This is a genomic window from Paenibacillus sp. FSL W7-1332 (genome assembly GCF_037969785.1).
Lineage (GTDB): Bacteria > Bacillota > Bacilli > Paenibacillales > Paenibacillaceae > Paenibacillus_AQ.
The window spans coordinates 983,470-1,008,838 of the sequence record NZ_CP150209.1; the positions used below are offsets into that span (position 1 = coordinate 983,470).

A 25,369-nucleotide genomic window follows, 5' to 3' on the forward strand; every position below is an offset into this window, starting at 1 on the left:
CATTGTAAAAGATTCGGTCGCCTCCATGCCATATTCGTAACTTACAGTTACCTTACAACCTTGTAAGGTTTCTTGAACGGCCGTAAGTTAGATCAGGGGCTGCCGCTGCCATAGTATCCGAATGGGCACTTTAGCAGCTGCCCTGCTCGTCATTAAGCTATTGTGCAATGTGGCCTGAAGAATCCGTAAAAATGATACGGACCGTCGTTCCTTCATCCACTTTGGATTCGATCTCGAAGGCATGTCCAAGCTTATCGCATATTTGTTTGACAAGAAACAGCCCCATGCCTGTCGATTCTTGGAACCTGCGACCGTTCTCTCCGGTGAAATAGGGGTCGAACACCCGCGGGAGATCGCTTTGGGGAATGCCGATCCCTTCGTCCCGGATCTCAAGCACAACTTGATTCTCCCGGGTGTAGCCGTTAAAAAAGAGGGTGCCTTGTTCCTTCAGCGTATACCGAACCGCATTGGTCAGCAGCTGCGTCAGCACAAAAGAGAGCCATTTCTCGTCGGTGGCCACCGTTAGTCCGGAATCGATCCGGATGGACGGGTAAATTCTCCGCCGGATAAACAAACGCTTTTGCTCGGAAGTGACATGACGGACGATTCGTTGAAGCGGCAGGTTCTCCACGTGAAAATCATGCTCGAACGTATCAAGCCTTGCGGTATACAGCACCAGATCAAGCCCTTTTTTGAGTCGGTCCAGCTCGTCGCCGATCGCGGCGAAACGGGGATCATCGTCATCCTGAAGAATCAGGTGAATGACCGAAATCGGCGTTTTCATCTGGTGGGCCCATTGGTTGATGAACTGAAGATGTCCTTCAATTTTATGTTTATAGTTATGCAGATCCGTGGTGTAATGCCGGAACTGGGTTTTTAGCAGCTGATGAAGCGCTTCAGCGAGCGGAGTGTGAGAGGATTCTGCCGAGGATTCGCCGGTGAGGGATTCTCCCGGGAGTGGCTGCTCTAATCGTTTATAGAACGAACGGTTGGCAATAAACCGAAAGGCCAGATAGCCGAGAAGCAGCAGCAAGCTGATGATGCCCGCGTACAGACTGACCGTCAAATTGCGATAACCATCCAGCCTGTAAATGAGCGTTATCACCAAAAGCTGGGCAATGTAAACCATTATTAAGGGACGCTGTTCTTGCAAGAATAGCTTCATGCTTCGTCCCTCCAGTTCGATACCAGTCGATAGCCGCGACCGCGCACGGTTTGAAGGCCATCCTCGATCCCGAGGGCAGCGAGTTTCTTGCGGACGCGGGTGATGTATACGTTCAGCGTATTATCGTCCACAAAGGCCTGATCATCCCATATTTTCTCGAGAAGCCGGTCTCTGCTGATGATCTGCTCGGGCTTCTTCATTAACTCGTCCAATATTTTGGCTTCGGTATGGCTGATTTCCGTCTGGGTCTGCTCAAGCGACAGGGAGAGACGCTCAACGTCGAGCGTGAGTCCGGCGACGCTTAGAACCCGCTCATTCTGAGCGACAGCATAGGAGCCGTAGGCACGCCGGAGCTGACTCTTGATTTTGGCCATGGCAATCTCGTAGTCAAAAGGTTTGGTTATATAATCGTCAGCGCCGTTTTCCAGGGCCATCACCTGATCCATTTTCCCGTCACGGGCGGAGATGAAAATAATCGGGCAGGTGGAGAGGCTGCGGAACTGGCGGCACCAGTAATAGCCGTCGTATTTTGGCAGATTGATATCCAGAAGCACAAGGTGGGGGTCATACGATTCAAATTGATCGCGTACCGTCTCGAAGTCATGAACGGACTGCGTCATGTAACCGAATTTATGAAGATACTCTTTCAGCAGGTTAACCAGTCCGGTATCGTCTTCGACAATAAATATTTTGAACATATCGATCATAGTCCCTTCATTCGACATTCTAGTACCGACTGTATTGTACCAAATTGTAAAGATTTAAGGAAAAAATATGTTAGCAAAGACAGCGGAAACCACTGCTGAAACGAAAGGTATCTACAGACAGCCGCTCCGTGAACGAACGGTGCATGAAGGGGATTACAGGCTAAGGAATGATGCCCGGCCACTCGGCACGAAAAACCGTTCCTTGGTTGACCGTGCTGTCTACGCTCATCTGCCCACCATGCGCGGAAATGATGGATTGGGTAATGGATAATCCAAGACCCGCACCTCCATACTGTCTGGTCCGGGATTCGTCGATACGGTAGAAGCGCTCGAACAGATGGGGGAGATGCTCCTTCGGAATCCCGGCTCCGTTATCGGCAACCCGCAATACGACCTGGTCCTTGGTTTTATTAACCGATACGGTAATCTGCCCTGTGGTAGAGTCAGTATGCTGTACCGCATTATGAAAGAGGTTGTAGATGACCTGTTTGATCTTATCGGGGTCACACCGGCACAGCACCGGTATCGTTTGAATCGCTACACTCCTGCCTTGGGCAAGCATCTGTAGATGAGGCTCCATTTCAAGCAGCAGCTGATCCAGGCGGGTCTCCTGCAGATGGAGCTCCGGCTTGCGATCAAGCTTGGCTAACAGAAGTAAATCCTCAACCAATTTCTTCATGCGCTTGGATTCCCCGTGCATGCTGGATAGTGCAGCATGTAGCTGCTCCGGGTTGTCTGCGGCGCCGCGGCCCAGCACCTCCAGAAAGCCGTGAATCGAAGTAAGCGGCGTTCGCAGCTCATGGGAAGCATCGGCAATAAACCTCCGCATCTGCTCTTTGGCTTCGCGTTCGGCTTCAAACGCATCCTCGAGCCGTTCCAGCATGCCGTTAAACGATTCGGCCAAGCGGTCAATCTCCCGTTGACCCTGCACGGCAGGAAATCGCTCCGCCAAATTTCCGGCATCCGTGCGTTCTACGGTTTCGACCATTCGGTTCAGCGGGTGGAGCGTCCGGCGCAGCAATGGCAGGTACAATGCAATCCCCGCAGCCATAGCAAGTAAAGCCAGTACGGCAAAAATCAGCAGCTGCCGCAACAGAACGGCATGCAGCGGCTGCGTATCCAATCCAAGCTGCAGCACACCTGAGGGGCTGTTTGGGTTGCCGTAAGGACGAAAGACCATGATCTGCTCGATGCCTTCGGCATTGTCGATCACTTCATACGAAATAGGCTGATGTCCCTGGAATTTCTCCAGAATCGCTGAATAAGCCTCTGCTGTCAGCTGTGGCGCGGACAGACCATTGCCAGCGGCGAGGTCGGTGTAGCCTCCATCAGCTTCTATCTTGGCAAGCGACATATTCGGTAGAAAAAACATAGGTCTGTCTCCCTGACGCGGATTTTCCGGAAGGGCTTCGTTATTTCGCCCTGCAGACCGGTTACGCGGCTCCCGATCAGGCTCCCACACCTCCACGGGGATAGAGCGGGCCTGAAGGAAAAGCGCCTCGGCTTGATTGCGGAACAGGGCATTTTTCATTAACACATATTGCAATGCGCCGATCAGCACGAGCAGAAGCGCCAAGACGATGAGGGATCGTGACAAGAGCTGCGTACGTAGAGACGTAGGTCCGGATGAACCTGTCCGATTTCGTAAACTCATGGCAAATCAACCCGGTAGCCGGCTCCGCGAAGCGTGCGAATGACCCGGTGTTCCTTATCGCTGAGCTTCTCGCGCAGGGATCGGATATAAACCTCCACGATGTTGTCCTCTCCGCCAAAGTCATAATCCCACACAATATTCAAAATGTTGGGTTTACTCAAAACACTGCCGTGTTTGGTCACAAGCAGTTTAAGCAGCTTATACTCCGTGGGTGACAGCTCAAGAGCCTCCCCATGGTATGCAATTTCTTTCTTGCGGTCGTCGATGGTGAATGGGCCAAGCTGGAGTTCACCCAGCAGGCTCGGGAACTGATTGCGCAGCCTTGCTTGAATTCGGGCAAGCAGCTCTTCGAAACTGAAGGGCTTGGCCATGTAATCATCCGCGCCAATCATGAGGCCCTTCACACGGTCATCAATCTCGTCCTTTGCGGTAAGCATGATGATCGCGACATCCCGGCTCTCCTCCTTCAACCGTCTGCATACCGCAAGTCCGTCCATTCCCGGCATCATCACATCGAGAACGATGATATGCGGCTCGAATCGGCTTGCTTCCATTATTGCACGTTCCCCATCGGGGGCCGTTCGCACCTCAAACCCTTCATTATGGAGACCAAGCTCCAGAAACTGCAGGATATGCGGCTCGTCATCCACGAGCAAAATGCGAATACGATGCATTGATTCCATAGCACAAAACTCCCCTTATCTCATTCCTTCAACTTTATCATACGTGCTCATCCTGAATGAAGACTGAACGTAAACTGAAAATAAACTGAAAAGTGATTCGCAAATATGCATCCTCAATAAGGGAATTTAAGGATGTTGATATATATTCTGTTATCGTGGATACTATCTTAAAGCCGAGACAATCAATGCAGCACCTGTTCAAGGTCATCATGGATGGGTGAAAGGAGGAGACTGGACATGATAGGAAATGTATATCCACCTGAGGATCAGAGCAAGGGCGTTCTCGATGGAGGAAGGATAACGGAGCAGAAGCCGATCGGTTTCTCCGGAGAAGGGTCTGCCGTGACCCGGGTGGGACCGCTTTTCTATTGGTCCTGGTTCCGTTCGCCCGTCGAAGGTTATATCGCGCCTCATCCCCATCAGGGTTTTGAAATCGTAACTTATATGATTCAGGGGAAGGGCGTTCATAAGGATTCGCATGGTACGCACAATGAGTTGGGGCCTGGAGGCCTGCAATTGATGAGGGCGGGTTCCGGACTAACGCACGAGGAACGTCTCACTGGGCCGGATGCAGAAGGATTTCAGATTTGGTTCGAGCCGTATCTTCGCGATTCATTGAAACAGAATCCTGCCTGTCGTCAGTATCGACCGGATTCCTTTCCGGTAACCCGCATACAGGGAGGGCTGGTTAAAACGATGATTGGCGGTTCTGCACCAACTGATTTATCCGTTGATGTGAGGATGCTGGATATTCAGATTCTGGCCGGGAACGAAGCTCAGTATGAATTGAAGTCCGGCAGGAGAGCGGCTGTGCTTGCCGTGAGGGGAGCGGGCAGCTTTTGTGCCGAAGAGGAGAGCCTCCAATTTCGTCAGCGGGACTTTATGGTAATGGATACGAAGCATGGCGAGACGCTAAGCCTTGAGGCGCAAGAGAATGTCAGGGTCATCCTGATTGACGTACCGGAAAACACTGGGTATCCGCTCTATTCCAAGAGGCCATAAGGTTAAATGTTTACAAAATTGTAGTGGAATGAAATTTAGGATGTACGATAAACTAAAGTCTGTCAGATGGGGGATACACCCGTTTGGACAGGCTTTTTTAGCTGTCGGAAGGATTCAAAGATATTCTCTCATGCAACAATAACAAGAAAAGATACGTATATATGGTAAGTAGAAAGACCCAACAGAGAATTCCGGCGTTCGTTATACCGGAATGGTTGGGTTATTTTGGCATGTATTTTTTCTAAAATAATCTATTTATACTAAATTCAAGTATAAAAAGAGACTAAAGTCCCCCTCTTTACCAATAGTTGGCATGCGTTTTTGTGAGGATGGTAGCATGCGTCCCGAGACATAGCCTGTCTATAATGATTGCGGGATCACGAAAAATGACAATTTCGTCATTCCACAATCTAACGAGATGGGGGAGATCATTATTTTCTCGAAAAAAAGCTTTAAACAATTGATGGCCGGAGCGCTGTTATCAGCAGCGGTTCTTGGTTCTTACGGATATGGGTCTGTGAATGAAGTGTCTGCTGCAAGCGTGCAGTCTGTAACCAAAGGTGTAGCAAGCTCGAATGTGTACATGCGCAATCAGCCTTCGACTTCGGGTAAAGTCTTGGACCGTGTGTATAAAGGTGACAGCGTTCAAATTCTGGGCAGCAGCTCAGGGTGGTATAAGATTAAAACTTCGGAGGGTAAGCAAGGCTATGCTTCCTCTAAATATATTAACCAAAGCAGCGGCTCTTCTAACAATTCCGGCAATTCGGGAAGCACTGCGCCTTCTGCGAGCGCAAGCGTTGAAAAAGTAATCAGTGCAGGCATGAAGTATCTGGGCACGCCATATGAATTCGGTTCTAACCGCAATTCAACGAGAACCTTTGACTGCTCGGCCTTTGTCCGCCGCGCATTTATGGACGGCGCTAACATTACGCTGCCAAGCGATTCCCGCAAGCAAGGGCAGTACATCAAGGACAAAGGAACTGCTGTATATAACGTTAATCAATTAAAACGCGGGGATCTGGTATTCTTTATGAGTTACAGAGGTTCATCGGCATCCGCCTATGCCGGATTGGACAAGTCCAAACAGCGGATCACGCATGTAGCTATTTATCTGGGAGACAATAAGCTGCTGCATACGTATTCGAAACAATCCGGTGGTGTCCTGGTAGGTACCTTCGGTGATTCCTGGAAAAATCGCTTCGTGCATGGCGGAAGCGTCCTATAACGCATCAGTGTCATTTTTTCATGAAGTATATATTCATACTTAGCATGAGATAGAAGGACTGTCCGAACCGATCTGAATGATCTGTAACGGGCAGTCCTTTGTTATTTGGGATTTGCTTTTCACCATTGATTTCAGTAAGGTTGACAATAGAGAACGGACAGCATCAAGAAATGGACAGGAGGGACGACGATGAATGGTGGGCAGCGTTCCAATATCAAACCGGGACTTGAGGTTGATATCGTATTGAAGCAGGATCAGCGAACGGGCAAATTAACCCGTGGCGTGGTCAAGGATATTCTGACCAATTCCCCGAACCATCCACATGGCATTAAAGTACGCCTTCAAGATGGCCAGGTGGGACGGGTAAAGAACATTTACGAGTCATGAAAATTCAATGTATCCTGCGGCCATCATAACTCAGGCTGCCATTATATAGAACAGTTTGATTATAAGCCGATCCAAAACTTCGCAAATTTGAGGGGTTTTGGATCGGTTTTTTTGCATTTCTATGCAACATTGCCTTCAGTTCATCCGTCTGGAGGTTGAGGTGAAAGTAAAGATGAAAAGATACCTTTATATGGGGTTTATCTTGATGCTTATTATGCTAACAGGTTGTGTGAAGCAGGAGACACAGGGGGCGGCTCCGTCTGATCCTACATTGAATAATGCTGCCAGGGGTAGTCAGGCGGAAATGACCGACGGCGACTTCGTGTATCGAATCGTTAGCGAGAAAGAGAAGTATGAACAGGGAGATCAAGTTCAAGTATACGGGGAGCTGGAGTATATCGGCGAAAAGGATGAGATTACGATCGGTCATGCGGCCTCCGCCTTTTATTTCCCGATGAAAGAGCTCACAAGGGACTACAACATCAGTTACGCTATGAATGAGCCCTATATTACCACCAAGCTGAAGAAGGGCGAGCCACTGCGCGAATATTACAAAATCGGCGGCGGTTACGACAGCAGAGACGACAAAAGGTACAAGGATTTCATCCATTCGCTGAAGGATGGTTTTCCGGGCGGGCGCTACGTCGTCTACGGATCTGCGGATTTCGTGATTGATTTACAGTCGCACGGCGCGAACCAGGGCGGTTCGAGCGGGGAAGAGCCGAAGAGGTATAAGATACAAGCCGAGATCGAATTCAGCGTAAGTGAAGAGAAGAAGTAAATAATGATGGAAGGGGTATCTCGCAGGTCTTATCGACCTAGGAGATACCCCTTTTAACATTCTTATGCTTATTGGAAGCCTTGGCCCTGATGTGTATTAGGAAAACCCTGTTGGCCAAACGAAGGCTGAATGTGCTGTGTTTGGTTGTGAGCTTGCACGGAATTCTCGACTTGCCTAACGATTTGGGAGATTTGCTGATACTGCTGCATCGCTTGTTGATGGCCTTGAAGGGCAGATTGGATCATCTGTGCCGCTTGGCGTTCACGCTGAGCGAGCTCCTCCAGACGGGCTGTATTTTGCTGCTCCTGCTGCATCAGCTGCTGGTACATAGCCGAAGCCTGCTGCGTTTGTTGGGTCAGCTGCTGAAGAATTTGCTCGCACTGACGAATTTGCTGCGAAATTTGCGAGTTATTGTTATTCATTTGATACATAGCGTGTATTCCTCCTAAGAAATGTGGTTTCAAATCCTTGGTTAGTGTACGGAAGAATACGTGAAAACATCCTGATTATAAAGTGAGTTGGCCCTCCAATATATGGACAAACTCCTCCAGAAAAGCCTGGTCCTCCTGGTCGAAACGGTTCTTTAGCGGACTATCGATATCGAGAACGCCATACAATGCTCCATCCACCATTATCGGAACGACAATCTCGCTGTTCGAAGCTGCATCACAGGCAATGTGCCCGGGGAATTCATGTACATCGGGAACAAGCAGTGTCGTCTGTTCAGCCGCAGCCGTGCCGCAAACGCCACGATTCACCGGAATCCGAATGCAAGCGGGCAGTCCTTGGAATGGCCCGAGCACCAGTTCTTTGCCATCATAGAGATAGAAGCCGACCCAGTTCGTATCCGATAAAAACTGCTTGAGGAGCGCAGAGGCATTGGACAAATTGGCAATGGCATTGGGCTCATCGTGTATAAGTGCTTTTAACTGGTTCAGGACCTGGGTGTATTGCTCGCTCCGGGTGCCTTCATAGGGTGTGTTTTGAAACATGTGGATTTCCGTCCTTCCTTTATTCGCTTGGTTTTATGACCTTAGTATAAGTATATGATATTCGTCAAGGGACAAGCCACGGAGAAGAGAAGCATCAAAAGGATCCGGCTGATTCCTCTTCCAGGCGCAAGGGTAATGTATGACATGACCAGGTATTAATTTTAATCAGATGGAGGGAGAGACCTTAATGCGGGCAGACGTACAGAATTTGTTTATCGGTATTCACATGCTCTATCACGCCCATGAGCGGGACCTAACGATCAGCGAGATGCAGCCCGAGCTGGAGCGCCATGGATATAAGGTTGGCGACCGGGAGGTTAAGCATGAGCTCGAACGCTTGACCGAGGAGAACTTTCTGACGGCTCACGGGGAAGGATACAGTCTCACTGGAGCCGGGATCGAGGAATTCAAGGAAATCCAGAGCAGGCTTAAGGAGCTTTGTGATGAAGTGCTTAAACCGGTAAATCCGAAGAAGGCAGACTCCATGGCGTAGGCAGATAACAGCATAACATTAGAAGAAGCCCCCGACTCACGCTGGTTCTTACGCGTGCAGGCGGGGGCTTTTTTGAAGGGATATGAAGTATCAGCTCCGGTCTATATCGTTTCAAGTGAGCCGTCCATCCAACTCCAGCTGGAAAGGCGCAGCTTCCGTATCCGGCTGTGATGCTCGTTCAGCGTCCACCTGCGGTGCTCTTACGGGTTGATCTATATGTTCACGAAGGAAAGAGTGCACGCTTTCCCGATATTGCTTGGGATCAACGTGATAAGCGTTTGCATGGATAGCGCCTTCGATAAGAAGAAGTTTTTTTGGTTCCGGTTTGGCCTCAAACATCTCGATACTCATTCGGGTAGGCACGTAATTATCCTTGGTTCCATGGATAAACATAACCGGGAGCGTACTGTTCCGAACAGCACGGATCGGACTGACTTGATCGAGGCTGAACCCGGCTTTGCGCCGTATTCTGGCATTGACCCAAGACAGGAACGGCACCGAAGGGATTTTGTTAATGCGTGTAAGCTGATGCCGCATTAAATCGGTCAAATCGGAATACGGACAATCGGCGATGACAAGCTTGACCTGCGGCTCGGCAATGGACAAATATTCAAGCACGGTCCCGCCTCCCAGCGATTGACCATGAAGCCCGATGGCCACATCCTGGCCATACTGCCGAGTAAGCCAGCGTACCCACGCTTGCACATCGTGTTTCTCATAATAGCCGTATGTGGTATAACGTCCTTCGCTTCGCCCATGGCGGCGTTGGTCGATGAGAAGGACATTGTAGCCCTCTTCTGTGAACAAATCGATGAATTGGGTGGATACCGCTCGGGATCCGGTATAGCCGTGTGCGAGAAGCATCCAATGCTTGGAGCCGGGATTGTTCTCAATGGCTGCGCCGCACAGCTTTAAACCGTCAAAACTTGTGATGACGACTTCGTTCTTCTGAAGGGACTCATATTGCTCTCTGCTGTACAGTCCGGCTTTTTCCAGAACGGTGAACAGCCTAAGATCGTTCTTTACTCTCATCCTTGTAATCTGCAGATATCCGATTTGTGTAATGGCAGCGGGAATGATAACGACGGTGAACAGCAAGATAATCGCGATATTCATACTCAGATGACTTTCCTCCTTCTTCGGTACTGTTCAACGGGGCTGTAACATGCATATTGACGGAAGCCTCCCGAATCCATCAATATAGATACATCCAGCTTCTAAAGATACTGAAGGATGACCAGGACGCGGGTTAAATATTCGCTATACTCTTTTATACACGACATAGTATCACCGGAAACAGCCGATACAAGTCGGATTTTTTGCAAGGAGGTGCAAAAACCATGTATGTCTGCAAGGGAATCATTCCGGAAATGAATGGCCGGCGAATACGGCTGCGCAGGTTGGAGACGGATGATGCGGAAGCGATGTTCCGCTGCTGGTCCGATCCGAATACGACCGCTTTTCTGGATTTGCCCGCCATGCATTCGGCTGAGGACGCAAAGGCTTTGATTCATTGGCTGCATCTGCTTGCCGAGCAGGACGAGGCCATCCGCTGGGGCATCGAAGCCATCGACACAGGCCAATTGATCGGCAGCTGCGGGTTCAATATTTGGCAGCTGGATGGCGCGTTCAAAGGCGAGTTCGGCTGTGAGCTCACAAGCGCTTTTTGGGGGCAGGGCTTTATGTCGGAGGCGGCCGAAATGGCTGCGGCATTTGGGTATACGTCCATGGGACTAAACCGGATTGAAGCTTTTGTTGATTCGAGAAATGAACGGGCATGCCGTTGGTTTACGAGGATCGGCTATACGCGCGAAGGCGTCTTAAGAGATTATCGCCATACGCCAAGCGGTTATGTGGATGCCGTCGTTTTTTCACGGTTAAGAAAAGATTGGGCAAGGTCGATAGAAAGGCAGGAGTTGTAATTTGCTGATTCAATATGAGAAGGGTAACACGCTTCTTCATCGATATGATCCATTAAGCAAGCTGGTGATATTATTTTGCACCGCTGTGATAGCCATGCTGCTTGATCAAGCCTGGCAGCAGGCGTTATTCTTTCTGTTATGCATTGGACAAGCCCGATTTGCAGGCCAGGTGTCAGGCAAGCGGCTGCTTGGAGGGATCCGGCTGATTGCGATTGTTGCAGTACCCTATTTCATTCTGACCAGCCTGACGGTCAAAGGAGAGACCGTATGGCTGCAGTGGGGACCCATCTCCTTGACAGTGGAGGCGCTAAACGCTGCGGGTGCCATGACGCTCCGGATGTTTACCTTGTTTCTAACCTCGATGGCTTATATTTTGACGACAGATCCGAGAGAACTGGTAGCCGAATTGACCAGACGTCTTCGAATCCCTTACCGGTTTGCGTTTGGCATATCCGCTGCGCTAACCTTTATCCCGCTGTTGGAGGAAGAGGGAACCCATATTTTGGCTGCCCAGCAGGTACGGGGCCATCGACCACCAAGGGGCCTCGGTAACCGCATCAGCTATGGCTTGAAGTTTGTCTCGGCTGTTCTGCTCAATGCGCTGCGGCGCGTGCAGCAAACGGCGGGTGCCATGGAGTCCAAAGGCTTTGGCGCGTATCCGGAACGAACGTACCGTATGGAGGTTAACATTCCTTTATGGGCGGTCATATCGGCTGTCATGTATGTGTTAGCAACGGTTTTTGTGTGGTGGATTGTTTAAATTGTTAACCTTTTATATTAAAAATAAGGTTGACGATTGGGGCGGAAGCATGCAAAATATGAAATGAAGCATCCGAAAGTGCTAGTACAGCCAATCATGGCTGGAATTAAGGAGGACTACATTTGAATACATCATCATCTCCAAAAAAATGGTTTGCTTTTACGACCCAGGAAATTATCCTGATGGCGATGCTCGCTGCCGTCAATGCCGTTCTAACGGTGTACATAGGGCCGGTTAACAAACTGCTGAGCAGTCTTGGCGGGCCCATCGCAACTTCGACGACAACAGGCATCTACATGGTATATGGGCTCTTGGCCTATTACATCATTCGTAAACCGGGAACGGCGGTTGTCACGTTTGCGATTGGCGGCACGATTCAGGCTCTGACGGGGACGGTATACGGCATCGCTTCGTGTTTTGTGGCAGCAGGCTGTTATATGATCGTAGCCGAGACGATTTTTGCCATCTACCGCCACAAAAAGTGGAGTGCCGGCGTGCTCATGCTGGTTGGCGGCGCGATGGTACCGCTGTGGTTTCTGTTCGCGGCCAACATGTTCGGATATACGTCTTGGCCGCTTGAAGTGCTTGGTATTGCGCTGGTCGTGCGCATTCTGAGCGGCGTGCTCCTCTGCGGTCTGTTAACCAAAGTGTTAGGAGAGGCGTTAGTGAAGACAGGCCTGCTTCGCCGGTTTGCCGTCGCCGTAAAGGGATAGTTCCATGTCGGGATCAACGGTAACATGCCGGGACCTCGGATTTCTTTACGATGGAGAAGAGCGCCCGGTTATACAGGATCTCCATCTGGAGATCGAGCAGAACGGGTGGGTCGCGATCCTCGGGGCAAGCGGCAGCGGGAAGTCAACGCTGTGCCAACTGCTGTGCGGTCTTCTTCCGCGGAGCGGCGGAGGTACAAGAACTGGGGAAGTGCTGCTTAATGGTTTCGATCCCGCCACGGCGCCGATTGCCGAGGTGGCCGAGGCGATAGGGGTATTGTTTCAGGATCCGGATGCACAGCTCGTTCAGGGCATCGTAGAGGACGAGGCGGCCTTCGGTCCTGAAAATATGCGGGTTTCACCCGCTGAGATTGAGGAGCGGGTGGTGCAGTCCCTTACGGCGGTCGAGCTGCTGGAGCGCCGGATGGATCCGGTGCGCAGCCTGTCCGGCGGACAGCGGCAGCGGACGGCCATTGCCGCGGTGCTGGCGCTGCGCCCGCGGCTCTTCGTCTTCGACGACGCCTGCGCCAGCCTGGATGCCGCGGCGCAGGCGAACTTCCTGCAGCTGTGCCGCAAGCTGCAGGCGGAGGGCCGGACGCTGATCACCGCTTCCGGCCGCTTTGACGATGTCGCGCGCGCCGCAGGGCGCGTCATCGTCCTGGACGGCGGCACCGTCGTGCTCGACGGGCCGCCGGAGGAGCTGCTGCACCGCTGCGGGGAGCAGCTGGTGCAGCTGGGCTTGCTGCCTCGGCCTGCAGGCGAGGCAGCGGGTGCCGCCGCCGGGGACAAGCCTGTCCCGGCGGCAACTCCTCCGCAGTCGGCTGAACCCCGTGCGGAAGTGCCGATCCCCACAGGTTCCCTGCCTGCATCGGTATCCCGTGCGGAAGTACCGATCCCCGCAGGTGACGTGCCTGCGGCGGTACCCCATGCGGAAGGCGCGAGGCTGTCTGCCGTCTCCCCGCTGCTCCAGATCGATTCGCTGACGTTTGCCTATCCCGGCGGCCGGGAGGCGCTGCGCGATATCGATGCGAAGATTGATCCCGGCGACTGGGTGCTGCTGACCGGGGAGAACGGGTCCGGCAAAACGACCCTCAGCCGACTGATCATGGGACTGCTGCAGGCCCCGGCAGGCAGCATACGCTGGCAAGGGGAAGATACGAAGGGAATGGCCGTCTACCGCAGAGCCGAGATGATCGGCTATGTGTTCCAGCAGCCGGAATATATGTTTACCGCCCCGAATGTGTGGGAGGAACTGATTTACAGTCTTCATGGAGGGGTGTCCGTGAAGAAGCGTCCGGAGCTGTCTGCTGGCCAGCAGCAGCGCGCTAGGTTTCTTTTGGAGAAAGCGGGACTTACGGATCGGCTTCAAATGTCTCCCTACCTGCTCAGTCAGGGGGAGAAGCGCCTTCTGAGCATCATCAGCCAATTGATGCTGCAAAGAGCGCTGTACATCCTGGACGAACCGACGTCGGGGATGGACTATGCCGCCATCGATAAGGTGATCGAGCTGTGCCGTTTTGTCATTGGGGAAGGTTCGGCCATATTGATGATTACGCACGATCCCGAGCTCATGAAGAGACATGCCACTTCCTTTATTCATCTGCGAAGCGGGAAAATGACTGTGCAACCTTCGTTGTAACCCTTATAATAGAAATGTTACATGATGTGAAAGCGCTCCTGGTATCGGGAGGCGCTTTTATGCTGTTGGCCCCGGTTTTTATCCTTATCAGAAGGACACATATCGGAAACCTGATACAGCAGGGACTGGAATTATGCCGGGGCTGTCTAGAGTAAAGGGGACGAAGGAACGTGGGTGTATTAAAACAAGACAAACGCAGTTATGTCCTGGTCGGTATTTTGTTATCCACCTTCATGGCTGCGATCGAAGGAACGGTAGTCGGCCCGGCGGGACCGGCCATTATCAGCAGCTTCGGCAGCGTAAGCCTCATGAGCTGGATTTTTACGGCCTACCTGCTGACGATGGCGGTAACAACGCCGATCTTCGGTAAAATAAGCGATTTATATGGACGCAAGCCCGTATTTTTATACGGCTCGCTGATCTTTCTCGTAGGCTCATTGCTGTGCGGCCTGTCGCAGAACATGACGCAGCTGATCATATTCAGGGCAATCCAAGGAATTGGGGCCGGTGCGGTTATTCCGGTGACCTTTACGATTGTCGGAGACATTTACAATCTGGAGGAACGAGGGAAGATTCAGGGGATGATCAGCTCCGTATGGGGTATCTCTTCTCTGATCGGACCGCTGCTTGGCGGGTATTTCGTGGATTACCTGTCCTGGCACTGGATCTTTGTTTTTAATGTACCGTTTGCGCTGTTATCGATATGGCTGATTTTCCGTTATTTCAAAGAGGAGCGCACCACCCGCGAAGTATCGATCGATTACGGGGGAGCGGCCCTGTTTACCGTGGGAATGACGGCGCTGTTGTTTGCGCTCGCGGTAGGCGGCGGAGAGAGCTATTCCTGGACTTCTCCGTTCATGCTCGGTTTGATGATCGGTTCCGTGGTGCTGCTCGCTGCGTTTCTGGTGGTGGAGAGCCGGGTGAAGGAGCCGATGCTGCCGCTCCATCTGTTCAAGATCCGGGATATTACGGTATCGACGGTAGCCAATATTCTGGTAAGCGCGCTTATTATCGGGCTGACCACGTATTTGCCGCTGTGGATTCAAGGGGTTCGGGGCGGCAACGCGACCTTGTCGGGCCTGACATTAGCCCCGATGTCGATCGGATGGCTGATCGGTTCGATTATCAGCGGGCGCTTGATCATTAAATCCGGTTCCCGGAAAACGGCGATTATCGGCGTCGTATTTCTAATCATCGGAGCGGTGGGATTGGCGTTCATGCATAAGGATACGGCGCTGGGCGTGCTGCTGGTCTTTACGTTCATTTATGGGGTCGGCTTCGGATATATCTCCACCTTGTTTCAGATCATCGCGCAATCTTCGGTGGGTTATGAGGTCCGGGGAGCTTCCACGGCGCTGAACTCCTTCATCCGCACGTTCGGTCAGACCGTGGGCGTAGCGGTGTTCGGATTATGGGTCAATGCGGGAATTGCGGGCAGACTTGCGGCGGAGCCGGATGCCGCAGGCATTACCAGCGACGATATTAATAAGCTGCTCTCTCCGCATGGCATGGCTGAACTGCCCGAAGGTTCAGGCAGCCTGCTGAGCGGAATACTGGAGGGCAGCCTGAATTCCCTGTTTGTGGTGATGGCGGTGATGGCGGTGATCTGTATGCTGATCGTGGCCGCCTTCCGCAATGCGCCTCCTGAACCCGAGACGGGAACGGAAGAGACACAGCCGTCAGGCCATTGATGGATGGACTCATGTAAGGCATATATTTTTTCATAGCATATTTAACAGGATCCCGGTCTCTCAGGCCGGGATCCTGTTTTCTTGTTTAGTGCAACTCTTTGCGGACGCTAACGCATTTCGCAACAATCCCTTCGAAAGTGTCTGAAATCTTGCTAATATGCCCTACACGGTGCAGGGTGAACTCCGATATAATAAACATATTTCGCTCTATAAATGAATTTCTCATACTACATAAACCCAAGGGGCTGCCGATGTATGTCCAAATTTAATCTGTTCCGAAAAATCATGCTGTTTATTTTCCTGATGTTGATTCCGATTGTCGGCCTCTATTTCTATTCGAACCAAACCACGACAAACGTGCTCAGCAAGGAGCTCAGCCAATCGAATACGAACCAGCTCGTCTTCTTTCAGAATCAGGTGAACACCAATATCGATATATTGGCATCGTGGCCGAATTTGCTGCTGCATGACCCGGATATTTCAAGCTTTCGGGATATTTATTTGCAGGATAAATATCTGAACCTGGACGCGATTAACCTCGTGAAGCAGATCCAGACGAAGCTGAGCATACAGGAGAGCTCTTCGAACTGGCGCAGCCATCTGGCCATTTATTCCCCGTCCCTTGGGCGGGTGGTCACCGAAAGCGATGCCGGCTTTTACTCGCCAGAAGAGCTTGCGGAGGACGTGAAGCCGGGCTGGCAGGTTACTTCTTATGATGAGGGGAGCGATCGGCGGTTCCTGTTTGTCTGGTATTCGGTGGCACCGTATTCCACCCAGCATCATACAGGCAAGGCGAATACCGTGATCAAGGTTGAATTCGACAGCACCAACATTCAGGATATGCTGGACCGCTTTAAAAGCGACGGAAGGAGCGATCCGTTCTACTATAAACCGGATACCGGCGTTATTTACAACCGTACCGCGGACCAGGAACTGATTAACCATATGATTGCGGAGCTGGGTCGGGAGCCGCTTCAAGACGTGGAGAACCGCGTGAAGGAAGTGGGCGGCAAAACCTATTCGGTCAGCATCGTATTATCGGAAACGACCGGATGGTATTTGATAGACTATATTCCGCTATCGGACATTATGAAGCCGATCCATACGTCCAACAGGCTCTTTTATATATCGATCGCCGCATTGCTCTTGATGAGCTGCCTCGCCGCATACCTGCTGTACTCCCAGGTCCAGGTTCCGATCAAGCAGCTGGTTTATGTGTTCCGCAGGCTGCAGGCCGGGGATTACGCGGTGAGGATGAAGGTATCGGGCCGAAACGAGTTCAGTTTTCTGGCTACGAGATTCAACTCAATGGTGGAGCAGATCCAGGAGCTGTTCGAGCATGTATACATGGAGAAGATCCACGTCAGGGAAGCGAAGCTGAAGCAGCTGCAGTCCCAGATCAATCCCCATTTCTTCTATAATTGTTTCTCGTTTATCACCAGTATGGCGAAGCTTCGGAAATACGAAGCCGTCGTGGCGATGTCGCACAACTTGTCCCGGTATTTCCGGTATACCACGCGTCAGGAAAGGGAACTGGTTCCCTTGCCCGATGAGATGGAGTTCGTTACGCATTATTTGGAAATACAGCAGATGCGAATGAGGCGTCTGAAATATCATCTCGATTTGACGGAAGAAGCTGAAGGCATGGAGATCCCGCCGCTGGTCATTCAGCCTTTGGTAGAGAATGCCGTACTGCATGGCATTGAACCTCATTCGGGTGATGGCGAGATCAGGGTAACCTTCCGAATTCTGGACGGCATGGCCTGCATCCAAGTGGACGATAACGGAATAGGCATGAACGGGCAGAAGCTGGCCGAGCTGGAGGCTCGGTTGAACAAGCCGATGGATCAGGAGATGGGATGCGGCGTCTGGAATGTTCACCAGCGCATGCGGCTGCGTTATGGCGAAGAAGCGGGCCTGCGGTTTGCGGAATCTCCGCAGGGCGGCGTACGGGCTGTGCTCTATTGGCCGCTGCCGGATCGCTCGGAAGGAATCAATCAAAGTCAGGGCAGGGGGCAGGGAATGAATGAATATCTTATTGGTTGATGACGAGAGTTATGTCACGGAAAGTTTATATCAGACGATACCATGGCGTGAGCTGGATATTGAAGAAGTGTATCAGGCTTCTTCCGCCTTGGAGGCGATCGACCTGCTGGAGGAGGAGGACATCGATGTGGTGGTCACGGATGTTCGGATGCCGGTCATGACCGGCCTGGAGCTGATGGAGACCATAACCGAGCGGTGGACGCATATCCGCTGCATTTTGCTTACGGGTTATTCGGATTTTGAATATGCCAAGCAGGCGATTCGGCTGCAGGCATCCGATTACATTTTGAAGCCGGTGGACGATGATGAATTCATACGCAGCGTGAGCTCCGCCTTGGCGTCAATCAAGGAGGAGCGGAAGGAGCTTGGGCAGTACCATCAGTTGATGTACAGCCGCAAATCGGATCTCGGCATTCTGCGAAACAGCCTCATGCATGATCTCTTGCTTGGACGCGAGATCCCGCGCCCTTCACTCGAACACAAGCTGCATGAATACGAGATCCCGCTCCGAACAGACCGGCGGACGGTCATGCTGCTGATCCAGCTCGGGCAGAAATTTACAAGGATGGACGAACATTCGGTCAGCCTGATGGAATATGCCATCGGTAATATTGCGGAGGAGGTATTTGCCGAGCTGCTCCATGTATGGTCCAGCAAAACGCCGCATAACGGCTTGATTCTGTTAGCTCAGTCCAAGGTTGAAGAAATGAATCCATTCGCGGATTCCCGCGCATTGAAACAGTATGTAATCCAGTTTCAACAGGATGTGGACAGCTATCTGAAGGGAAGCATTTCAGTTCTCGTGTCGGCCTCCTTTGATTTTCCGAAGGAATTGGCATCCGTTTACCGGTCGGGATTAAGCTCGCTTTACCTCTGGCGAAACGGAGATCATGAAGCCATCCGGTTTGCTGAAGACCATGATGGCCGGCTGCGTGAGCCTGTATGGGACGTGACCCAGGCTTTTGCCAAACCGCCCAGTCTGCTGCATCTGCTGGAGACAAGGCAGTGGGATGCCGCCCGGGACAAAATAGAACAAGTCTTTGCAGAGCTTGAAACCGCATTCATTGGGCAGACGGCGTTGTATGAAATGTTTTTATCGGTTGCGAATGCCTTTATGTACCTGGCTCATAAGCAGGGCCATTACGGTCATCAGCTCGATCAGGCCGGCTGGGATCCCCTGTATATTCAGCAGGTGGTTCAGTCGGCTGCGAAGCTGCGTTCCTGGTCGCTTGATATGCTGAACAAACTTCATGATATCTCCTCCGAGCAGGAGACAACGAGCAAAAGCCATATCATCAAACAGGTTCAGGAGATGGTGACTGCCGATTCGGGTCATGACCTGTCCGTCAAGACGATTGCGGACCGGGTATTTCTGCATCCGGTGTATTTATCCAAGATTTATAAGAGTGAAACCGGAGAGGGACTTGGCGATTATATTATCCGCAAGCGAATGGAGCGGGCGTTATACCTGCTGAAGCATACAAACAAAAAGATTTATGAAATTACCGCTGAGCTTGGCTACCAGAACCCGCAGTATTTTAGCAAGATGTTCCGGAAGCACTACGGGATGACGCCGAACGAATACAGAGACCAAGGATGTTGCTAAAGGTGCAGAAATCTTCGATTCGTGACATAGGATGCGACTGCCGGCCCCTCTATAATTAAACATGTAATCCATAAGGTGGTAGAAGGGGGATTTAGATATGAACGCTAGAAGAAAGAAATGGTTCCCGATCCTGGCCGCGTCCTTGTTGCTGGCCGGATCCTTGGCCGGATGCTCCGGGAGCGAGCCGAAGCCGGAATCGGCACAGCAGCCAGCCGAATCCAAAACTGAAAACGTCTACAAAGACAAATACGATCCGGAAGTTACGATTACGACGGTGTGGGGCGTCGATCCAACGCTGCAATTCAAGAATGGGGAAACGATCGAGAACAACGTGGCTACGAAGTGGGCCAAGGAGAAGTTCGGCATCAACATCAAATCGCTGTGGTCCATTACGGATACCAACGGCGCTTTTGCAACCAAGCTGCGTCTGGCTATGTCCTCCGGACAGGAGATGCCGGATATCGTCACGCTCGGCACCGAAAATCAGCAGCTGGCCCAGGATTTAATCGATTCCGGCATGTTTGCCGAGGTAGGCACGCTGTTTGACCAGTATGCATCGGAAACGTGGAAGAACGCGATGAATCTGGATTCCAATGTGTGGAATCAGTACAGCCGGGACGGTAAGCGAATGGGGCTTCCGGTACTGGATTTTGCCTATAATCACGACTATGTATTATGGATCCGGCAGGATTGGCTGGACAAGCTGGGGATGAGCGCACCGAAGTCGATGGATGAGCTTGAGCAGGTGATGGAGGCCTTCAAGAACCAGAACCCTTCCGGTCTAGCCCCGGACAAAGTCACCCCGCTCAGCATTGGCTTCAAAACGTCCATGAGCACCTGGATGGGCGATCCGTCCTGGATATTCGGCGCTTACGGAACGCTGCCGCAGCAGTGGAACGTGGCTGAGGACGGAAGCCTGGAATATGGCTCGGTCCATCCAGGCATGAAGGAAGGCTTGGCGAAGCTGAACGAGTGGATGAATAAAGGGTATACTCCGAAGGAAGCCGCACTGTGGGATGAGAATAAGACTGCCGAGCCGGCTGTAGCCGGAACGGCCGGGATCATTCCGGGGCCCTATTGGATGAGCGGCTGGCCGCTGATCGATACCGTGAAGAATGCGCCGGAAGCCGTCTGGAAGCCTGTGCAAATTCCGGCTGGTCCTGATGGCACTGCGATGCGGCATGGAACGCAGTATACAAATGGCGTTACCCTGATCCATAAAGACATGGAGCATCCTGAAGCTTTCTTCACGTATCAGAACTACCTGTTTGATAACTTTGCCGTGTCCAAGGAAGGCGGCGAATTTGCCAATGGACTGTTCGAAGGCTATGACTTCGAGCTCGATGCCAATGGCGAAATGGTTCCGAACGATCAAATCGAAGGCGGTTATGTCAATGTCGTCCGTTATTTGCTGGTCCGCGACGGTGCCCGGATTCCGGACGAGCAGATGAAGGCGCTGCTGAAGCTGGCAAAAGGGGAGAAGCCGGAGAGCCGTCTCGAAAAAGATGTCGCGGTCAACTATGGCAAGGATACGCCGGCCGCTGCCGAGGTGCTCCTCTCCCAAGAGGAGATCTCCAAGAAGAACATGTTTACGGGACCGGTTACCGCCACCATGAAATCGAAGTGGGATTATCTCCTGAAGATCGAGAATCAAACCCTGAACGAGATCATTTACGGCAAGCAGCCGGTTGAATCGTTTGATAAATTTGTAGAGACGGGGAAAGCGGGAGGCGGTGAACAGATCACCAAAGAGGTTAACGAATGGTATCAAAGCGTGAAGTAGTTTTAGTTACCGATTTATGAAGGGCGGCCTGCCAAAGGCCGTCCTTTTTGTGCCATTGGAGCCGCCGCAAATTGATTGCTATCGTGCCATGAATATTGGTTTTGTGGGCTACTGCGTCCCGTGGGACGGGTCCTATAATCAAGAGGTAGATTGATTTAACGGGAGGATCTTGGATGAAGAGGATGAAAAAAACATGGCCTTTCCACGTCATGCTGCTGCCGGCCCTTATCTGTCTGTTCTTATTCAGTTATTTGCCGATGGGCGGCATCATTATGGCTTTTCAGGACTATAAGCCGTGGGAGGGCGTTGGCGGCTCCGCATGGGTGGGCTTGGACAATTTCCGTTATTTGTTTGAAAGGCAGGACAGCATGCAGGTCATATGGAACACCTTGGTCATCGCGGTGATGAAAATCGTGTTCAATCTGCTGATTCCGTTCGTGTTTGCCATCCTGCTGAATGAAATTCGAAAAACGGCGCTTCAGCGGAGCATCCAGACGATGGTGTATTTGCCCCACTTTTTGTCCTGGGTCATCCTGGGCGGAATTTTGATCGAAATGCTCGCCGTGGACGGCTTTGCCAATCGGATTCTGGCGGCCGTCGGCATCGATCCGATCTTTTTTCTCGGAGACAATAACTGGTTCCGGTTCACGGTGATCGTGTCTGACGTATGGAAGGAGTTTGGCTACAATACGATTGTATTCCTGGCTGCGCTGGCCGGTGTTAGCCCGACCTTGTACGAAGCTGCGGAGATGGATGGAGCGGGACGCCTGAAGCAAACGCTTCATATCACGATCCCTGCCATGATTCCCATCACGATCGTTGTCGGAACATTGGCGCTGGGCAACATCCTGAATGCCGGGTTTGACCAAATCTTCAACCTGTACAATCCGCTGGTATACGAGAAAGGCGATATTATCGATACCTTTGTATACCGTACAGCAATCCTGAATGGCGAGATGGGGTTTGGAACGGCCATCGGCTTGTTTAAATCGGTGATCAGCATGGCCCTTATTCTCGTATCCTATCGGCTGGCCTACAAGTGGGCGGGCTACCGTATATTCTAGCAGAGCGAAAGAGGGAGAGCCATGTACCATAAAACGATGGAATACCGCATATTTAACGTGTTTAATACCTGCTTGCTTGTCGCGCTGGCCATTCTCTGCATCATTCCGCTGCTTCATGTGCTGGCGATTTCGTTCAGCTCCAAAGCCGCTGCCGACGCCAGTCTGGTGGGATTATGGCCGGTCGATTTTTCGCTGGAGGCTTACAAGAAAACGATCAATAATCCGGCGTTTTTGCACTCGATCTGGATCTCCATTGCGCGTACCGTATTAGGAACGGCTCTAACGCTTGCCGTAACGTTCCTGGCCGCATACCCGCTGTCCAAGGAGAACCGCGTCTTCCGCAGCCGCAGTATTTATTCCTGGCTGTTTGTGTTCAGCATGGTGTTTAATGGCGGCCTGGTGCCATTCTATATCGTGATTCAGAAGCTGGGCTTGATCAACTCCTTCTGGGTACTGGTCATTCCCGGCACCGTGAATACCTTTCTGGTGATCCTGATGCTGAACTTCTTCAGGGGGATTCCGAAAGAACTGGAGGAAGCAGCTTTCATTGATGGAGCCGGCCATTTTAAAACGCTGTTTAAAATTTATTTGCCGATCTCGCTGCCCTCGATTGCCACGATTGCGCTGTTCAGCATGGTGTTCCATTGGAACTCATGGTTTGACGGGCTGCTATACCTGAACAATGCCAAGGACTTCCCGCTGGCGACCTTCCTGCAGACGGTTATTATCCAGCGAGACATGAGCTCGATGAGCATGAGCCCGAAAGAGATGGAGCTGTTGTCCCAGACGACGGTGAATGCCGCACAGATCTTTATCGGCGCGGCGCCCATCCTGCTGGTCTATCCTTTTTTGCAGCGTTTTTTCGTTAAAGGGATGACGCTGGGCTCTGTCAAAGAATAAGAGATGCAAACATAACAGGAAACAGGAGGTTTAACTTACTATGAAACGAACGTTTAATCCGATTAGCTCGCGCGTTCCGCACATGCTGCATGGAGCCGATTATAATCCGGAGCAATGGCTTCGTTATCCCGAAGTCCTCGAAGAGGATATCCGGCTGATGAAGCTGGCGAATTGCAATGTGATGTCCGTTGGCATATTTTCATGGGTTTCCTTGGAGCCCGAGGAAGGAGTGTTCACGTTTGATTGGCTTGACGCCGTATTGGACCGCTTTGCCGCCAATGGAATTTATGCTTTTCTGGCAACGCCAAGCGGCGCAAGACCGGCCTGGATGTCGGAGAAGTATCCTGAGGTGCTGCGCGTAAGCGAGAGACGGGTCCGTAACCTGCACGGTTTCCGGCATAATCATTGTTATACTTCGCCGGTCTATCGGGAGAAGGTCCATACGATCAACAGGAAGCTTGCGGAGCGGTACGGCAATCATCCAGCTGTAATCGGCTGGCATATCTCGAATGAGTTTGGCGGCGATTGCCATTGCGACTATTGTCAGGACGCATTCCGGTCCTGGCTGCAGACAAAGTATAGAACGCTGGATGAGCTGAACCATGCCTGGTGGACTGCGTTCTGGAGTCACACGATTACGAAATGGAGCCAGATCGAATCCCCAGCACCGCACGGTGAGACGCAGGTCCATGGAATGAACCTGGATTGGAGACGGTTTGTAACCGATCAGACGGCGGATTTCATCCGGTATGAAATTGAACCCCTCCGGAGGGTCAATCCATCCCTTCCGGTTACGACCAATCTGATGGAATATTTTGAAGGTCTGAATTACTGGAAGTTCGCTGATCTGCTGGACGTTGTATCTTGGGACAGCTATCCGACCTGGCATGATCAGGGCGGGGATGAGGCCGTGCAGGCAGCCCGCGTTGCCATGATGCATGATATTATCCGCTCGATCAAAGGCGGACAGCCTTGGATGCTGATGGAGAGCACGCCAAGTCTGACCAACTGGCAGCCGGTGAGCAAGCTGAAGCGTCCGGGTATACATTTACTGTCTTCCATGCAAGCCGTTGCCCATGGTTCGGATACGGTGCAATATTTTCAATGGCGCAAGAGCAGGGGATCGAGCGAGAAGCTGCACGGCGCCGTCGTCGATCATGTCGGTCATGAACACACCCGGGTGTTCAGCGATGTGGCCGAGGTCGGGGACTATCTCAAGAAGATGGATGCCGTTGTAGGAACGGGCATTCCGGCGGAAGCGGCGGTCATTTTTGACTGGGAGAACCGCTGGGCCATCAACGATGCGCAGGGTCCGCGGAACAAGGGAGTCAAGTATGAAGAGACCGTGCAAGAGCATTACCGGGCTTTATGGAAGTTGGGAGTCCCGATCGACGTCATCGATATGGAGCAGGACTTCTCCGGATATAAACTTTTGGTAGCGCCCATGCTGTATATGGTGCGCCCAGGCGTGGGCGAGCGGATTCAACAATTTGTGGAAGCGGGCGGCACGTTTGTTGCAACGTATTGGTCGGGAATCGTCGACGAGTTTGACCTTTGCTTCCTTGGCGGATTTCCGGGCCCCCTCCGTAAGACGCTCGGCGTATGGTCGGAAGAAATCGATGCTCTGCATGATCACGATGTCAATGGGATCGTAACGAATGACGGAGGGGGGCTTGGCTTGGCCAAAGCTTATGAAGCCATTGAGCTCTGCGACCTCATTCATCTGGAGACGGCGGAGGCGCTGGCCGTTTACTCTTCCGATTTCTATGCGGGACGGCCTGCCTTGACGGTCAATCAGCTGGGGAAGGGCCGGGCCTATTATATTGCCTCCCGGAACAAGGAGCCGTTTCATTCCGATTTTTACAGGAAACTCGTTGAACAGACTGGCGTCCTTCGGGCGCTTCCAGTGGAGCTGCCTTCGGGCGTAAGCTCCTCCATTCGTACGGATGGAGAGTCGGACTACATTTTCGTGATGAACTTCTCTGGCGAAGCGAAGCGGGTCACGCTGGACGGAACCCGGTACAGCGATTTTATTTCAGGCGAAGCCATAGGGGCTGAACTTGTGTTGGCTCCTTATGGAGTGAAGGTGATCATAAAAGGCGGGATTTCGTAAGCCGTCTTAGCATTCGATGCTCCGATTCGTTTACAAAACATGCCTC

The 25,369-nt window shown here is 51.8% G+C and carries 23 protein-coding genes; 16 read left to right on the forward strand and 7 right to left on the reverse strand.

Going from position 1 to position 25,369, the window contains the following annotated elements; genetic code table 11:
* Positions 1-157: 157 nt before the first annotated feature.
* The 4 genes from MKX98_RS04240 to MKX98_RS04255 form a co-directional block, all read right to left on the reverse strand.
* Positions 158-1,165: a HAMP domain-containing histidine kinase gene (locus MKX98_RS04240; RefSeq protein ID WP_339221578.1), complete on the reverse strand. Its 1,008-nt coding sequence runs from the start codon at positions 1,163-1,165 to the stop codon at positions 158-160.
* The gene (locus tag MKX98_RS04245) at positions 1,162-1,863 is read right to left on the reverse strand and encodes a response regulator transcription factor (RefSeq protein WP_339221580.1); all 702 of its coding nucleotides are present in this window, start codon (positions 1,861-1,863) and stop codon (positions 1,162-1,164) included. Before MKX98_RS04245 ends, MKX98_RS04240 begins: the two co-directional genes overlap by 4 nt.
* Positions 1,864-2,032: 169 nt before the next feature.
* Positions 2,033-3,526 carry an ATP-binding protein gene (locus tag MKX98_RS04250; RefSeq protein WP_339221582.1) on the reverse strand — a complete coding sequence of 498 codons (1,494 nt, stop codon included), beginning with the start codon at positions 3,524-3,526 and terminating at the stop codon, positions 2,033-2,035.
* Complete coding sequence (locus tag MKX98_RS04255) at positions 3,523-4,209, reverse strand: response regulator transcription factor (protein ID WP_194540877.1); 687 nt, start codon at positions 4,207-4,209, stop codon at positions 3,523-3,525. The genes MKX98_RS04250 and MKX98_RS04255 overlap by 4 nt, the downstream gene beginning before the upstream one ends.
* Before the next feature lie 237 nt (positions 4,210-4,446).
* Here MKX98_RS04255 and MKX98_RS04260 point away from each other — a divergent pair, with 237 nt between their 5' ends.
* The 4 genes from MKX98_RS04260 (at position 4,447) to MKX98_RS04275 (ending at position 7,604) form a co-directional block, all read left to right on the forward strand.
* Positions 4,447-5,211, forward strand: coding sequence for a pirin family protein (locus tag MKX98_RS04260; protein WP_339221585.1), 765 nt, complete (start codon positions 4,447-4,449; stop codon positions 5,209-5,211).
* Positions 5,212-5,629: 418 nt separating this feature from the next.
* Positions 5,630-6,436, forward strand: a complete 807-nt coding sequence (locus MKX98_RS04265; protein ID WP_194540879.1) for an SH3 domain-containing C40 family peptidase — start codon at positions 5,630-5,632, stop codon at positions 6,434-6,436.
* 189 nt (positions 6,437-6,625) lie between these two features.
* Entirely contained in the window at positions 6,626-6,823 is a 198-nt protein-coding gene (locus MKX98_RS04270; protein ID WP_053490029.1) for a YwbE family protein, read from the forward strand.
* 214 nt (positions 6,824-7,037) lie between these two features.
* Positions 7,038-7,604 (forward strand): hypothetical protein, encoded by a 567-nt coding sequence (locus MKX98_RS04275; RefSeq protein ID WP_339221589.1) that lies wholly within the window; start codon positions 7,038-7,040, stop codon positions 7,602-7,604.
* A gap of 68 nt (positions 7,605-7,672) precedes the next feature.
* On the opposite strand, the gene MKX98_RS04280 is transcribed toward MKX98_RS04275, so the two are convergent.
* Positions 7,673-8,035 carry an AMP-dependent synthetase and ligase gene (locus MKX98_RS04280; protein ID WP_071221902.1) on the reverse strand — a complete coding sequence of 121 codons (363 nt, stop codon included), beginning with the start codon at positions 8,033-8,035 and terminating at the stop codon, positions 7,673-7,675.
* A 75-nt stretch (positions 8,036-8,110) separates the two neighbouring features.
* Entirely contained in the window at positions 8,111-8,596 is a 486-nt protein-coding gene (locus MKX98_RS04285) for a GAF domain-containing protein (protein WP_339221591.1), read from the reverse strand.
* A gap of 187 nt (positions 8,597-8,783) precedes the next feature.
* Here MKX98_RS04285 and MKX98_RS04290 point away from each other — a divergent pair, with 187 nt between their 5' ends.
* Entirely contained in the window at positions 8,784-9,089 is a 306-nt protein-coding gene (locus MKX98_RS04290) for a hypothetical protein (RefSeq protein ID WP_071221900.1), read from the forward strand.
* Between the two features lie 111 nt (positions 9,090-9,200).
* On the opposite strand, the gene MKX98_RS04295 is transcribed toward MKX98_RS04290, so the two are convergent.
* The gene (locus MKX98_RS04295) at positions 9,201-10,205 is read right to left on the reverse strand and encodes an alpha/beta hydrolase (RefSeq protein WP_339221594.1); all 1,005 of its coding nucleotides are present in this window, start codon (positions 10,203-10,205) and stop codon (positions 9,201-9,203) included.
* Positions 10,206-10,429: 224 nt separating this feature from the next.
* Here MKX98_RS04295 and MKX98_RS04300 point away from each other — a divergent pair, with 224 nt between their 5' ends.
* The 11 genes from MKX98_RS04300 (at position 10,430) to MKX98_RS04350 (ending at position 25,323) form a co-directional block, all read left to right on the forward strand.
* Positions 10,430-11,011, forward strand: a complete 582-nt coding sequence (locus tag MKX98_RS04300) for a GNAT family protein (RefSeq protein WP_339221596.1) — start codon at positions 10,430-10,432, stop codon at positions 11,009-11,011.
* A gap of 1 nt (position 11,012) precedes the next feature.
* Positions 11,013-11,771, forward strand: coding sequence for an energy-coupling factor transporter transmembrane component T (locus tag MKX98_RS04305; RefSeq protein WP_339221598.1), 759 nt, complete (start codon positions 11,013-11,015; stop codon positions 11,769-11,771).
* A 182-nt stretch (positions 11,772-11,953) separates the two neighbouring features.
* The gene (locus MKX98_RS04310; RefSeq protein ID WP_071222298.1) at positions 11,954-12,484 is read left to right on the forward strand and encodes an ECF transporter S component; all 531 of its coding nucleotides are present in this window, start codon (positions 11,954-11,956) and stop codon (positions 12,482-12,484) included.
* A 4-nt stretch (positions 12,485-12,488) separates the two neighbouring features.
* Positions 12,489-14,120, forward strand: coding sequence for an ABC transporter ATP-binding protein (locus MKX98_RS04315; protein ID WP_339221600.1), 1,632 nt, complete (start codon positions 12,489-12,491; stop codon positions 14,118-14,120).
* A 170-nt stretch (positions 14,121-14,290) separates the two neighbouring features.
* Entirely contained in the window at positions 14,291-15,811 is a 1,521-nt protein-coding gene (locus MKX98_RS04320; RefSeq protein ID WP_194540886.1) for an MDR family MFS transporter, read from the forward strand.
* Between the two features lie 255 nt (positions 15,812-16,066).
* Positions 16,067-17,857, forward strand: coding sequence for a sensor histidine kinase (locus MKX98_RS04325; protein WP_194540887.1), 1,791 nt, complete (start codon positions 16,067-16,069; stop codon positions 17,855-17,857).
* Entirely contained in the window at positions 17,838-19,463 is a 1,626-nt protein-coding gene (locus MKX98_RS04330; protein WP_339221603.1) for a response regulator, read from the forward strand. Before MKX98_RS04325 ends, MKX98_RS04330 begins: the two co-directional genes overlap by 20 nt.
* A 97-nt stretch (positions 19,464-19,560) precedes the next feature.
* Positions 19,561-21,246 carry a sugar ABC transporter gene (locus tag MKX98_RS04335; RefSeq protein WP_339221605.1) on the forward strand — a complete coding sequence of 562 codons (1,686 nt, stop codon included), beginning with the start codon at positions 19,561-19,563 and terminating at the stop codon, positions 21,244-21,246.
* 173 nt (positions 21,247-21,419) lie between these two features.
* Positions 21,420-22,310, forward strand: a complete 891-nt coding sequence (locus tag MKX98_RS04340; protein WP_113058258.1) for an ABC transporter permease subunit — start codon at positions 21,420-21,422, stop codon at positions 22,308-22,310.
* A gap of 21 nt (positions 22,311-22,331) precedes the next feature.
* Positions 22,332-23,210, forward strand: coding sequence for a carbohydrate ABC transporter permease (locus MKX98_RS04345; protein WP_113058259.1), 879 nt, complete (start codon positions 22,332-22,334; stop codon positions 23,208-23,210).
* A 40-nt stretch (positions 23,211-23,250) separates the two neighbouring features.
* Positions 23,251-25,323, forward strand: a complete 2,073-nt coding sequence (locus tag MKX98_RS04350) for a beta-galactosidase (RefSeq protein ID WP_339221606.1) — start codon at positions 23,251-23,253, stop codon at positions 25,321-25,323.
* Positions 25,324-25,369 lie beyond the last annotated feature (46 nt).

Excerpts from the sequence above, each read along its gene's own strand:
- MKX98_RS04240 (WP_339221578.1), bottom strand. The coding sequence starts at position 1,165 with ATGAAGCTATTCTTGCAAGAACAGCGTCCCTTAATAATGGTTTACATT.
- MKX98_RS04245 (WP_339221580.1), bottom strand. The coding sequence starts at position 1,863 with ATGTTCAAAATATTTATTGTCGAAGACGATACCGGACTGGTTAACCTG.
- MKX98_RS04250 (WP_339221582.1), bottom strand. The coding sequence starts at position 3,526 with ATGAGTTTACGAAATCGGACAGGTTCATCCGGACCTACGTCTCTACGT.
- MKX98_RS04255 (WP_194540877.1), bottom strand. The coding sequence starts at position 4,209 with ATGGAATCAATGCATCGTATTCGCATTTTGCTCGTGGATGACGAGCCG.
- MKX98_RS04260 (WP_339221585.1), top strand. The coding sequence starts at position 4,447 with ATGATAGGAAATGTATATCCACCTGAGGATCAGAGCAAGGGCGTTCTC.
- MKX98_RS04265 (WP_194540879.1), top strand. The coding sequence starts at position 5,630 with ATGGGGGAGATCATTATTTTCTCGAAAAAAAGCTTTAAACAATTGATG.
- MKX98_RS04270 (WP_053490029.1), top strand. The coding sequence starts at position 6,626 with ATGAATGGTGGGCAGCGTTCCAATATCAAACCGGGACTTGAGGTTGAT.
- MKX98_RS04275 (WP_339221589.1), top strand. The coding sequence starts at position 7,038 with ATGCTAACAGGTTGTGTGAAGCAGGAGACACAGGGGGCGGCTCCGTCT.
- MKX98_RS04280 (WP_071221902.1), bottom strand. The coding sequence starts at position 8,035 with ATGTATCAAATGAATAACAATAACTCGCAAATTTCGCAGCAAATTCGT.
- MKX98_RS04285 (WP_339221591.1), bottom strand. The coding sequence starts at position 8,596 with ATGTTTCAAAACACACCCTATGAAGGCACCCGGAGCGAGCAATACACC.
- MKX98_RS04290 (WP_071221900.1), top strand. The coding sequence starts at position 8,784 with ATGCGGGCAGACGTACAGAATTTGTTTATCGGTATTCACATGCTCTAT.
- MKX98_RS04295 (WP_339221594.1), bottom strand. The coding sequence starts at position 10,205 with ATGAATATCGCGATTATCTTGCTGTTCACCGTCGTTATCATTCCCGCT.
- MKX98_RS04300 (WP_339221596.1), top strand. The coding sequence starts at position 10,430 with ATGTATGTCTGCAAGGGAATCATTCCGGAAATGAATGGCCGGCGAATA.
- MKX98_RS04310 (WP_071222298.1), top strand. The coding sequence starts at position 11,954 with ATGGCGATGCTCGCTGCCGTCAATGCCGTTCTAACGGTGTACATAGGG.
- MKX98_RS04315 (WP_339221600.1), top strand. The coding sequence starts at position 12,489 with ATGTCGGGATCAACGGTAACATGCCGGGACCTCGGATTTCTTTACGAT.
- MKX98_RS04325 (WP_194540887.1), top strand. The coding sequence starts at position 16,067 with ATGTCCAAATTTAATCTGTTCCGAAAAATCATGCTGTTTATTTTCCTG.
- MKX98_RS04330 (WP_339221603.1), top strand. The coding sequence starts at position 17,838 with ATGAATATCTTATTGGTTGATGACGAGAGTTATGTCACGGAAAGTTTA.
- MKX98_RS04335 (WP_339221605.1), top strand. The coding sequence starts at position 19,561 with ATGAACGCTAGAAGAAAGAAATGGTTCCCGATCCTGGCCGCGTCCTTG.
- MKX98_RS04340 (WP_113058258.1), top strand. The coding sequence starts at position 21,420 with ATGAAGAGGATGAAAAAAACATGGCCTTTCCACGTCATGCTGCTGCCG.
- MKX98_RS04345 (WP_113058259.1), top strand. The coding sequence starts at position 22,332 with ATGTACCATAAAACGATGGAATACCGCATATTTAACGTGTTTAATACC.
- MKX98_RS04350 (WP_339221606.1), top strand. The coding sequence starts at position 23,251 with ATGAAACGAACGTTTAATCCGATTAGCTCGCGCGTTCCGCACATGCTG.